Annotated in this window: 9 protein-coding genes; 7 read left to right on the forward strand and 2 right to left on the reverse strand. The window is 48.1% G+C overall.

The features are described 5' to 3' along the window. Window positions 1-69: 69 nt before the first annotated feature. The 7 genes from R3289_RS15290 (at window position 70) to purF (ending at window position 10,243) form a co-directional block, all read left to right on the forward strand. Window positions 70-4,101, forward strand: coding sequence for a FimV/HubP family polar landmark protein (locus R3289_RS15290; RefSeq protein WP_318926559.1), 4,032 nt, complete (start codon window positions 70-72; stop codon window positions 4,099-4,101). Between the two features lie 120 nt (window positions 4,102-4,221). After that, window positions 4,222-5,007 (forward strand): tRNA pseudouridine(38-40) synthase TruA, encoded by a 786-nt coding sequence (truA, locus tag R3289_RS15295; RefSeq protein ID WP_318926560.1) that lies wholly within the window; start codon window positions 4,222-4,224, stop codon window positions 5,005-5,007. Window positions 5,008-5,148: 141 nt separating this feature from the next. Next, on the forward strand, window positions 5,149-6,075 hold the full coding sequence (gene accD, locus R3289_RS15300; RefSeq protein WP_318926561.1) for an acetyl-CoA carboxylase, carboxyltransferase subunit beta: 927 nt from the start codon (window positions 5,149-5,151) through the stop codon (window positions 6,073-6,075). A 159-nt stretch (window positions 6,076-6,234) separates the two neighbouring features. After that, window positions 6,235-7,506, forward strand: a complete 1,272-nt coding sequence (gene folC / locus R3289_RS15305; protein WP_318926562.1) for a bifunctional tetrahydrofolate synthase/dihydrofolate synthase — start codon at window positions 6,235-6,237, stop codon at window positions 7,504-7,506. Between the two features lie 2 nt (window positions 7,507-7,508). After that, window positions 7,509-8,087 (forward strand): SPOR domain-containing protein, encoded by a 579-nt coding sequence (locus R3289_RS15310; RefSeq protein ID WP_318926563.1) that lies wholly within the window; start codon window positions 7,509-7,511, stop codon window positions 8,085-8,087. A gap of 63 nt (window positions 8,088-8,150) precedes the next feature. Further along, entirely contained in the window at window positions 8,151-8,642 is a 492-nt protein-coding gene (locus tag R3289_RS15315; RefSeq protein ID WP_318926641.1) for a CvpA family protein, read from the forward strand. Between the two features lie 86 nt (window positions 8,643-8,728). Next, a complete protein-coding gene (gene purF, locus R3289_RS15320; RefSeq protein ID WP_318926564.1) occupies window positions 8,729-10,243 on the forward strand; it encodes an amidophosphoribosyltransferase in 1,515 nt (504 codons plus the stop codon). Between the two features lie 93 nt (window positions 10,244-10,336). Here purF and R3289_RS15325 read toward each other — a convergent pair whose 3' ends face one another. Continuing rightward, the gene (locus tag R3289_RS15325) at window positions 10,337-10,936 is read right to left on the reverse strand and encodes a Yip1 family protein (RefSeq protein WP_318926565.1); all 600 of its coding nucleotides are present in this window, start codon (window positions 10,934-10,936) and stop codon (window positions 10,337-10,339) included. Between the two features lie 328 nt (window positions 10,937-11,264). Further along, window positions 11,265-12,143, reverse strand: a complete 879-nt coding sequence (locus tag R3289_RS15330; protein ID WP_318926566.1) for a LysR family transcriptional regulator — start codon at window positions 12,141-12,143, stop codon at window positions 11,265-11,267. Window positions 12,144-12,425 lie beyond the last annotated feature (282 nt).

A 12,425-nucleotide genomic window follows, 5' to 3' on the forward strand; every position in this document is an offset into this window, starting at 1 on the left:
ATCCAATCGATTTTATGTCATTCCATATCCTGCCAGAGAGGGCCCCGGGCAGTGTCTAATCAATCTAATATGATGAAACGTTTAATTTTACCGGTCATTTTTGCAACTGCAGCCTTCTTAGTACCGATGCAGGTTCATGCTAATACTGTCCGCATTCTTGGCCCGGCTGATGATGATCAGCCTGTTGCCGTTTCTGACCGCTACCGAAACACTAACCAGACCGGGGCTGTATCCAATACGGGGTCCGTTAATCAATATGGACCAACAAGGGATAATGAAACCTTGTGGTCGATTTCATCTCGTTATCGTCCCAGTCCGTCAGTCTCTGTTTATCAGGTTATCGGTGCGATCCATCGAGCTAACCCGCGAGCGTTTGAGAATAATAATGTCCATGGCTTGATCCCGGGAAGCCAGCTGAGAATGCCGACAATGGCTCAAATTCAGCGTGAAGATATCGAGAGTGTTAAGCGTCGCTTAGAGATCGACCAGCGGCGACAGGCCCGCAGTACTGCCGTCCCCTCAACGTCCAAGCCTGCACCCAAGGCTTCAGCAAATTCGTCACCCCAAAAAGTGGCCAAGGCGAAACCCCCGGTTGTTGTCACTCCGTTAGCTAAGCCCGAAACAGCGAGCGAAGAAACGGTCACGCCGAGCAAGAGTGCGGCTGGAGGGGGAATTCCGGCTAAACCGTTGAAAGCCTCTCCAGAGCTGCAAGAGCAATTAGATGCATCTGACGTTCAGATGACGAAGCTACTGGAAAGCAATCACTTGCTACGGGTTCGCCTGGCAGAAATGCGCCATGAGGTTGCCGCGCTTAAAGATCAGATCACCGATGATGAAGAGTTGCGTGGTGAAATCATTGGTTTCCTGGAACAGCAGAAAACCCAGCCGCAACAACCTGTGGTTGAAGAGCCTTCTTGGGTCGACGGCGCAATCGCTAACCCATGGATTTTAGCGGCACTGGCGCTAATACCCGGCACCCTGATTGCCGGTGCCATCGCGTTTCTTTTGTTTGGCCGTAAGAAAACAGAGCCGGCTTTGGATGATGTTAAGTCACTCGATGCTCCGGAGGCTAATGGGCCGGTTATGGTGGCACCGCCGACTGGCGAGGATGATGAGACTCCGGATTTGACGCTGAGCGATGATAACGATATCGACGATTTATTCGCCAGTGATGAGAGCGCGTTGTTTGATGATCCGGAAGACAGTTTATTTGCTCCGGATTCAGGAGTGGAGATAGGGCATGCAGCAGGTGATGCTCAAAGTCTGGATCTTTCATTCAATAGCGATGATGACTTTGATATCCATAGCGATCTTTCATTGAGCAGTATCTCTGTTAAAGGTAATGAGGAAGCGATTGGCCTGCAAGATATGGAGCGGGCGTTAGATTTGATGGAGCAATCATCCGATCAAAATTCAGATGAAGCCTTGGCTGCCATGTGGGAGCAGTCGTTGCAAGAACAAGATGCCAATGAGCAGAATTTTGATCTCTCTTCAGATGAAGCGAACAGTACTTTTGATGATGAACTCCTGACCAATGGCGGCATTGACGAGGGGCTGCTTGATCAGTCGATTCTTGATGATCTGTTGTCAGAAGTTGAAAATGAAGTCGCAGGACAAGATGAGCTTGATACGTTGTTCGACTCGTTGAGTTCAGAGTCGCCGGAGTTAACAGGGGCTGACTCTTTTGCCAAAGCGCCTGACACTACCGATACCCCTCAAGACCGCGCCCTTGAAAATACAAACTCAGCTGACGATATCGTTCAACAGGCTGCGGTAGATCAAGCTCTTGCAGAAGCGGCTGAACTGGCAAATCCAACGGTTGTCGATGAAGCTGTTTATTTCGCTGAGCAAAAAGAGGCAGAGCTCCCGGAGCAAGACACGGTTTTTAAAGAAGGCAGTGTCGAATTACTTGATGAAATCATTGACGCTGATGAGCTATCGAGTGACATAGATCTCGAAGAAAACAGCACAGCCTTGCTGGATGAGTTGCTTGAAGCTGAAGACGACAGCATTCTGAACTCGGCTATATCGATAGACGAAAACAGCACGGCATTACTTGATGAGCTGCTTGATGAGGCAGACGATGAGTTTGAAAGTGACCCGCCGGAGCTCAATGTTGCGCCAGAACCGGATGATGAGCTGGTAGACATTGATAATCTGGTTATTGAAGAAAACAGTACTGATTTGCTGGATGATATTCTGGACGATCACCTGATTTCGGATGTGGTCAGTTCTGCCGTAGCCGATGGTACTGAGGCTCCTGGCCTTGCAAAACAGACAGATCCTGAATTTGAATCTGTTGATAGCGACAGCTCAGCCAATCGGGTTGAAGCCTCGGTTGGTGAGCCAGGAAGCGTTGCCGATGAAATGGATGCTGACTTTCCTTCGCAAGAGGATCCGGCGGCAGCTTTCGACGCCATCCTCAATGAAGCGCTAGAGACTCAGCCTCATGATGAGTTGACACCGCAACCAGAGAATATAGAACCCACGGATGGCGATGAACCGGCTTTGCAACCGGCATTAACACCGGCCCCTGAGCCTGGCTTAATGGCAGAAGACCAAGACAGTATCGATTCGCTGGTGACTGATGTTGAAAGCTTGCTTGATGAGCCTGAGAACGATGATATTCAGGATTTAGAGCGCAGTGTTGATGAGCTGTTTGAAACCGTTAATAATCCGGCCTTCGATAAGCCCGTTATCGACCCCGAGCCGACAACTCTTGATTTAGACGAGTTTCCGGTCTTCGATGAAGATACGGCTCTGGCAGAAGTTGGATTGGATCCCAGTCAGCTCCAGGATTTACCGCCGATAGGCTCTGATATTGGGGAATCTCTGTCTTTAGATGACCTTCCTGAGTTTGATGAAGAAGCAGCGTTCAACGATCCGGAGGCTGATGCCGCAGAAGAAGCGTTATCTCCGCTTTCTGAAGACGAAGAGCAAGCGGCTTTAGATAATATGGTTAAGCAGCTGCAGCAAGCGGTTGAGGCTACCGATAAGCCTCAGCAAGCGAGTGAGCTTATTGAAGAGGCACCGCAGGCTCCGGCGTTACAACCTGAAGAGTTAAGTGCTGAGAAATTTGAGTTTGCAGCTATCGATCCAGCAACCTTGCCTGAGTTCAGTGAAAATGAAGCGTTGCAAGCCTCCTTTGAAGAGCAGCATGAACTGGAACAGTATGAGCTTGAACAAGGACTGAAAGAACAGTACACCCCCCGCCCGTTACCCGCTCAAGCACAGCCAGCACCGGCTGATATGTTTGATGAGGCTCTGGTTGAGTCCGCAGGGCTGGACATGGCGGCGTTGCTGACTGAGCCTGATTCAATGTTTGAAGTTGAAGCAGAGCCTGAAGCTCCAGCAGAGCCGGCGCAGAATATGACGTCGGTATCAGAGCAGCCAAGTTCAGCTGAGCAACCTGATTTAGACGAACCATCTGACTTAGACGAGCAAGCTGAGCCAACCGGCGTACGAGTATCGGAACCCGACGTTGAACAAGACTTACATCTGCCCGGTGAGCAAGGTTTAGATGTGGACGAGCGTGAGCGTTTATTGTCTCAAGAACCTGCTGATTATAATGACGAGGCCGATACCGATCTTGTTATGTCAGAAGAAGATAGTGCAATTTGGGCGGCGTCAACACCGGAACCTGAACTCGAAAGTGAAAATTGGTCTGAACAGCCATATATGCAGGTTGAAGACGTCGATGCGTTTGATCCTGAAGCTCTACTTGCAGAAGCGGAAGAATCGTCTTTACTGCTCGATGAAGGTGCCAGTGAATTACTGCAAGAAGAGGAGTCAGCTAGTTCTCCCTATATCAGTATTGAAGAGCTGATGAAGGACGATGAGCTGAATAATTCGCTCGATTTGGATACCGCACCGTTGAACTTAGAGGTCGGCTTAGACGAGTTTCCGGATGTACTGACTGACATTAAATCTTTTGATGTTGATAACCAAGGTGAATTCGCCAGCAAGTTAGATTTAGCCAAGGCTTATATCGAGATGAATGATGCCGATGGTGCGATTGCTCTGCTGGAAGAAGTCACTGCCGGTGGCGATGCAGGCAGCCAACGTGAAGCGAAGAGCTTACTGACGCAATACATGAGATAATCCCACGAATATCCCCTTAGACGGCGTATCAAGCGTCTGGGGGGTTCTTTTCCCACACTCTATTCCTTATAATCCCCCTTTTGATATTGGCCATGCGCCGCTCTGAGAACGAATTAAATTATGCGAATAGCTTTAGGTATTGAGTACGACGGTGCAAAGTACTGCGGTTGGCAACGTCAACGTGATGTAGATAGTGTTCAGGAACGTTTGGAAAAGGCGTTATCACATGTGGCGAATAAACCGATTACCGTATTTTGTGCCGGACGGACAGATACTGGGGTTCATGGAACGGGTCAGGTTGTGCATTTTGACGTTGATGTTGAACGCAAAATGGTTGCGTGGACAATTGGTGTCAATGCGCACCTGCCAAAAGATATCGCAGTACGTTGGGCAACAGAAGTGAGCGATGATTTTCATGCCCGTTTTAGTGCCACTGCACGTCGTTATCGCTACATTATTTATAATAATGCATTACGTCCGGCTATATTTGGTATTGGTGTTAGCCATTATCACGGCCACCTAGACGAGGAAAAAATGCATGAAGCGGCGCAATATTTGGTTGGAGAGCATGACTTTTCGTCAGTGCGTGCGACTCAATGTCAATCACGAAGCCCATGGCGCGATATGAAGCATGTCAATGTGAGCCGTCAGGGCGACTTTGTGATCATCGACATCAAAGCCAATGCATTTGTACACCACATGGTACGCAACATTGCGGGGAGCCTGATCCGGGTCGGTCGCGGCCAGGAAACTCCGGAGTGGATGAAGTGGGTACTTGAACAAAAAGATCGCCGTGTCGCAGGTGAAACAGCAAAGGCCGCGGGACTATACTTAGTCGCCGTCGATTACCCTGAAGAATTTGGTTTACCAACAGCACCGCTAGGGCCTCTTTTCCTGGCAGATTGAGGTGATTAGCGTATAAACCATAAGGTACAACCAGTTTTTTATCTACAGATTGGCAACTTTGTGCTTTAATTCACCCCCGATAGTTAACGAATTTTCATCCTCAGCTTAAATTAGCGGGGGAATATAGACTAAAGGTCATTCATGAGCTGGCTTGAAAAGATACTAACCAAAAGCAATATTGTCTCTTCTCGAAAAGTGTCGATCCCTGAAGGGGTCTGGACAAAGTGTACGTCATGTGAACAAGTACTTTATCACGCCGACCTGGAACGTAACCTCGAAGTGTGTCCAAAGTGCGACCATCACATGCGTATGAAGGCGCGCCGTCGTCTTGAGACTTTTCTTGATACAGAAAGCCCGGTAGAGCTGGCTGCTGATATGGAGCCGAAAGATAAACTGAAGTTCCGTGATTCAAAAAAATATAAAGATCGCCTTTCTGCTGCCCAAAAAAACAGTGGCGAAAAAGACGCATTAATCGTAATGAAGGGCACTCTGCTGGAGCAGACAATTGTTGCCTGTGCGTTTGAGTTTTCTTTCATGGGCGGTTCAATGGGCTCAGTTGTCGGTGCTAAATTTGTTCGTGCTGTTGACGAAGCCATTGCCAGCAACTGTGCACTGGTTTGTTTCTCTGCCAGTGGCGGAGCGCGCATGCAGGAGGCACTGATGTCTCTGATGCAAATGGCAAAAACCAGCGCGGCATTAGAACGCCTGTCGGCGAAAGGGCTGCCATTTATTTCTGTGCTGACTGATCCAACAATGGGCGGTGTATCGGCAAGTCTGGCCATGCTGGGTGATATCAACATTGGTGAGCCAAAAGCGTTGATCGGTTTTGCGGGTCAGCGTGTTATCGAGCAGACAGTGCGTGAAAAACTCCCTGAAGGTTTTCAGCGTAGTGAATTCCTGCTTGAGCACGGTGCGATTGATATGATCGTTGATCGTCGCGAAATGCGTCAGCGCATTGGCGGCCTGGTGGCTAAAATGACGAATAACACATCACCTTTAGTCGTGCCGGTTGATCAACCTCAGCAACTGCAGATAGAAGCTGAAAAAGAAAATAACGAAGAGGCATAAGCCTTTTTGATGTTGCCACTGAACCGGGCAACGGGTTTAAACAAGAAAAAAACACCTAGCGGGTGCTAAGTAGAATTTCTTTCTTGTTTACGTGAACTCAGGCTCGGTTCAGTGTTAAATTAGTACCTTTGATGGGTATTAATAAGTGAATACATCCCAATGTCTGGATTGACCGCACCACAAGCCACAGCCTCCCTTTCCTCCTGGCTGACCTATTTAGAACAACTTCATACCAGCGCCATTGATCTTGGTTTGGATCGCGCGCTCGCCGTCGCCCAACATGCTCAGCTTACCAAGCCCGCAGAGCGGGTGATCACCGTCGCGGGAACCAACGGCAAGGGCTCTACCTGTGCCATTCTTGAAGCCATTTTGCTTGATGCCGGATATAAAGTGGGTGTCTATAGTTCTCCTCATCTGGTTCGTTACAACGAACGTGTTCGCATTAACGGTCAGGAGCTGGCTGATCATCAACATAGCCAGGCTTTTGCTGATATAGAACAATGCCGGGGTGGAACCAGTCTAAGCCTGTTTGAATTTGGCACTTTGGCGGCGTTGCACCTGCTTAAGCAGCATCAGGTGGATGTGGCGATTCTGGAAGTCGGGCTGGGCGGGCGGCTGGATGCGACGAACATTGTCGAACATGATGTCGCGGTGATCACCAGCCTTGCCGTCGATCACGTTGATTGGTTAGGTGATGATATTGAAGTCATTGGGTACGAGAAGGCTGGTATCTTCCGCTCTGATAAGCCGGCAATTTGTGGCCAGCCTAATCCGCCTTCCACCGTACCGGCGCATGCCGACGATATCGGAGCGCACTTGTACCAGGTTGGCTATCAGTTCAGTTATGAACACCACGGTGAGAGCTGGAGCTGGAATTGTGGCGCATTTGATTTACAGCAGCTCCCGCTGCCGTCGCTGCCTTTGCCTAATGCCGCGACAGCATTGATGGCACTAGGCGCGGCCGAGCTGAATATCAGCGATGAAAATATTGCAGCGGGTTTGGCGAAGGCCTCACTGCCCGGCAGAATGGAGCGAGTGGCTGAAAAACCGTTAGTGATTATGGACGTTGCACATAACCCCCATTCTGCCAATTATTTTGCCACTCAGCTGGAGCTGCTGAAAAAGCGGGAAAACAAAGCCCGTATTCATGCGGTCGTTGCGATGCTGCATGATAAAGATATCGCATCCACTGTTGCTGAGATGAAAGGGATGGTTGATGTCTGGTATCCTGCGTCCTTAAAAGGCCCGCGAGCGGCCAAAGCCGAAGAGATCATTGAGCACTTACCTCATGCTACAGCCGGTTTTTCAACACCAGAGCAAGCTTTTGACGCAGCGCTAACACAAGCTGAAGAGGACGATGTGGTAATCGTCTTTGGCTCGTTTTACACTGTTGGTCAGATTTCCAGCCATATTGGATCAATTCAGGAGTAAACGTGGCGAGTAAATTCCAAAGCCGTCTGGTCGGGACCATCATTCTGGTCGCAATCGGGGTGATTTTTCTGCCCGATTTGTTTGATGGCAAGAAACAACATTACCAGGAGCAGTTTGCCAGCATTCCGTTACAGCCCGAAGTGAATGCTCAGGAAGGCTTTACGACGATCCCTGAACCTGAATTTGCCGATATCGAGCTGCCGCAAGAGCCGGTTTCCGCTGTTATCGATGAGAGTGGGTATGAGGTTTCCGGTGATTCAGACATTGCCCAAGAAGAGGTACCGTTAGCCGTTGCCCCTCAAGCTGTTGAGCCGCCGAAAGCCGGTTATCAAAAGAGCGGCTGGGTTATACAACTGGGTGTTTTCCGGAATTTTGACAATGCACATCAGTTAGTGGCGAAGATCCGTAAGGCTGGTTTTCAGGCTCATGTTTTTCCGAAACAACCTATGCCGGGTGATTTGGCACGAGTGGTGGTCGGCCCGAATGTCGCGAAAGATAAACTGACAGGCCAGATTAAAGACTTGGAAAAATTAACGGGGTTAAAAGGTCAATTGCTCAGATTTAACCCACTAAACCCTTAGGTAAACGTTTGCGTTCTCATTTTTTCTGTTAGAATACGCATCAACAAGACGAAACTATAAATGATGATCTGGATAGATTACGTAATTTTAGGCGTGATTGGCTTCTCTGCATTGGTCAGTTTAATCCGCGGATTTGTTAAAGAAGCGCTGTCACTCGTGATTTGGTTTACTGCCTTTTTTGTTGCAAGTCAGTTTTACCCTCAGCTGGCAGCTTACTTTAGCAATATTCAAGATGCGACGTTACGTAATGGTAGCGCCATCGCTGTTTTGTTCATCTCAACGCTGATAGTCGGCGCGGTGGTGAACTATGTTATCGGACAATTAGTTCAGAAAACCGGTTTGTCTGGGACAGATCGGGTACTCGGAGTTGTTTTTGGTGGTGTGAGGGGCGTGTTAATCGTCTCTGCGGTATTGTTCTTTATTGATGCCTTTACTGGATTTTCGAGTGCGGACTGGTGGAAACAGTCGCAGTTGATCCCTCAGTTCGGGGTGGTTATTGAATGGTTCTTCTCATACCTGAAAAATACTTCCAGCTTTTTACCCGGCGCGCTCTAGCGTCGGCCTTATGGCAACGATGGAGAGTAACAGAGCGTGCTGTTACTCCATCCATTGGTAATTTTTGCGTGACGAGGATTTAGGATATGTGTGGTATCGTCGGAATCGTGGGCTCAACCCCGGTAAACCAGTCTATTTATGACGCACTGACCGTGCTACAGCATCGCGGCCAGGATGCTGCCGGTATTGTTACCCTGGAAAGCAATCGTTTCCGTCTGCGTAAGGCGAATGGGCTTGTTCGTGATGTGTTTGAAGCTAAGCACATGCAACGTCTTCAGGGAGATGTTGGAATTGGCCATGTTCGTTACCCAACAGCAGGCAGTTCAAGCGCTTCAGAAGCTCAACCGTTTTATGTGAATTCTCCTTATGGTATTTCTCTGGCACACAATGGTAATTTAACCAATGCCTCAGAGATCAGGGAGTCTTTGTTTAAGCAAGCCCGGCGCCATGTTAATACAACCTCTGATTCTGAAGTTCTGTTGAATGTATTAGCGAATCAGCTTGAAGTTGCCCAAGCTCACCCGCTGACTCCTGCCGATATTTTTACTGCGGTTCGCGAAGTACATCGCGCGGTTAAAGGAGCTTATGCTGTGGTTGCCATGGTGATTGGCCACGGTCTGATTGCTTTTCGTGATCCGCACGGTATTCGTCCGCTATGTCTGGGCAGGCGTGAAATTGAAGGCCGGATCGAATACATGGTGGCGTCAGAGTCGGTCGCACTTGATGCTGTCGGGTTTGATTTTGTGCGTGATGTGGCTCCCGGCGAAGCCATTTATATTACGTTTGAGGGACAATTGTTCACTGAACAGTGTGCTGATAATCCCCAACTGAACCCATGTATTTTTGAGTTTGTTTATTTTGCTCGTCCTGATTCGTTCATTGATAAAATCTCTGTGTATGCGGCGCGCGTTTGCATGGGACAGAAGCTGGGTGAAAAAATCAAACGAGAATGGGATGACTTGGATATTGATGTTGTTATCCCGATACCGGAAACCTCTTGTGACAGTGCGTTAGAAATAGCCCGAACGCTTGATAAGCCATACCGCCAGGGTTTTGTGAAAAACCGTTATGTTGGCCGTACTTTTATTATGCCCGGGCAGCAAATGCGCCGTAAGTCTGTTCGCCGTAAGCTCAACGCAATTCGCTCTGAATTTAAAGGTAAGAACGTACTGCTAATTGATGATTCGATTGTCCGCGGTACCACATCAGAGCAGATCATTGAGATGGCTCGTGAAGCCGGTGCGCGTAAAGTGTACCTGGCCTCTGCAGCACCAGAGGTTCGCTTCCCGAATGTGTACGGTATCGATATGCCAAGCGCGAATGAGTTAATCGCCCATGGGCGTGAAGTCGATGAAATTTGCAAGATGATTGGTGCTGATGGCTTGATTTTCCAGGATCTGGAAGACCTGGTTTCAGCGGTGGCTGAAGGTAATCCTAATATCCAGCTGTTTGAGACTTCAGTGTTTAATGGCAGTTATGTGACGGGGGATATTAACCAGCAATATCTGGATTTTCTCGACTCGCTCCGTAATGAAGAGTCTAAGACCAAACGAGAAATCCAGCAGGATCTTGTCAATCTTGAAATTCATAACGAAGGGTAAAAGGACTGTCCGCTAAGGAAAAGTTCTGGTGCTTGAAAGAGCCAAGATAACAAAGAGCGAGGTGATTCTCGCTCTTTTTGATCTGTTTTTCGATTAACTCATAAATACTGGCCCTAATCCAAGATTCCACAAAATAACCGATCCCGCCAAAATCGCTACCAGCAGCACTAAGCCTGAGGTGACAATGGAGCTGGCATAGATAAATCCGCGTTCTTCCGGTATATGCATCAGGATAGGGACGCCGGTATACAGCAGGTAAACGGAGTAGGCTACCCCGATTAATCCGGCAATCATCAGGAACCAGAGGTGCGGATAGAGGGCGGCAATACTGCTCATAAAGAGTGGTGTCGCGGTATAAGCTGCCAGTTCAAGGGCTTGTGTGTAGGTCGGGGTTGAACCAAAGGTCTGGCTCATCCAGTAGGAAACATAAGCAAGGGCAAAGACACCTCCAACCAGAGCAAAATACATAGCAATTGACATACCGAGGGCACTGGATTGAGTGAGATAGATAGGATCCCCCGCGCCAATTTTCCAGCCAATAAAGACACTGGAAATAAATGCGAAAATAGGTGGCAGCAGAGCAATTAACAGGATGTGGCTGAGACTGCTGTTTATTCCATCATGTTCCTTATCAATGCTGCGCCACTCTTGTTTAGGGTGAGTGTATATTCCAAATAAATGTCCCAGAATCATAACGTTTCCTCGTCTATAAATGCCAAGTAGCTGCACGTAACAGATGGTACATTTCACAATTGTAAAAGGGTGAAATGCGTTTACATACTAATAACATGTAGTCGGGGTTCGGGGCGTTGGCAAGAAATTGCTTCGGCTAGCGTGGAAAGTGATATGAGAGTAATAAAAAGGAAAGAAGATAAAGGAAAGGAATCAGCTTACTGGGAATCACGGGCAAAACATCACTCCCGACACATTGCTTCTGCAATGCTGGGAATGGTGTATATAGCATTCGGGTTAATCAACTGCGTTTGGTTTGGCTCAAAGCCTGACGTATATTTCGAAGGCCTTAATTCAGCTCAAAGTATTGGCTGGCGAACTCAATGAATAACCGTAACTTTTCTGGCTGGTAGTCTCGGTGGTTGTACAGTAAAAAGACTTCTCGGGGGTTCGCTGACCAGTTTTCAAGAATACGGACTAACTCACCCGAAGAGATGTATTTTTCCAGCATAACATCAGGCATCAGGGTGATCCCCAACCCGGCAATACATGCTTTTCTCACCACATTTAACTGATTGGCTTCAAAGCGACCTCGTTCATTGATCGTAACGGTTTCTCCGTTGCTGTCAGTTAAGCGCCAGCGAAGTAGCGGGTTGCCTTTTAATAACGTGTGATTGTGCAGCTCCTGAGCGTGCCTTGGCTCTGGGTGGCTCTTTAAGTAATCAGGGCTGGCGACAAGAATATCTTTAACCGCGCTGATACGGCGAGCAATGAGGGTTGAATCGCGCTGAGGGCCGACTCGGAACATGACATCCCAATCGGTCGGATCGAGTTGCTCCGGCTCGCTGCTCATATGCAGTGTGATATCGATGGCCGGATGTTGCAGCATAAATGCACTCAGCATCGGTTGAAGCAGGACTTTCGTCAGGTTAGAAGGGGCGGCAATTTTTAGCTTACCGGCAGCTCCCTTGCATTCTTCACTGATGTGCACCGTTTTATCAACTAATTGCTGTAGTAGAGGTGCACAATCATCGTAAAATTTCTGTCCGGCTTCCGTAAGCGATAATTTACGAGCATGACGATTCAACAGGCGAATATTCAGGCATTCTTCCAAAGCTTGAATTCGGCGTGTGAGTGTTGCTACTGGCACTTGGGTTTTGCGGGAGGCCCCGGTATAGCTGCCATTTTCAACAACCATTCGGAACAAATTTAGATCGTCAAGTTTCATAAAAAGTCATTGCTGAAAACTCATAATGGGGAATTGTATAATACAATGAGTCAAAGTATGTCTTTAACATAACAACTCTTGCTATAAATCAATAATAACCCTTTTTTAAGCATGCGTTATCATATCTATTAAAGCGATAAAAAGTGTATTTATTTGAAGTGGATAGCATTAAACACCTAATTTCCTCCCCGAATAGATTGTCAGCCCTGACGAATGACGATTTTACACCTATGCTTTTGATAGGCTGATTAACGATTAGGTTTTCATGCGCAGTTATAGAGA

It is taken from the genome of Photobacterium sp., assembly GCF_033720175.1.
In the GTDB taxonomy this organism is placed as follows: Bacteria; Pseudomonadota; Gammaproteobacteria; order Enterobacterales; family Vibrionaceae; genus Photobacterium.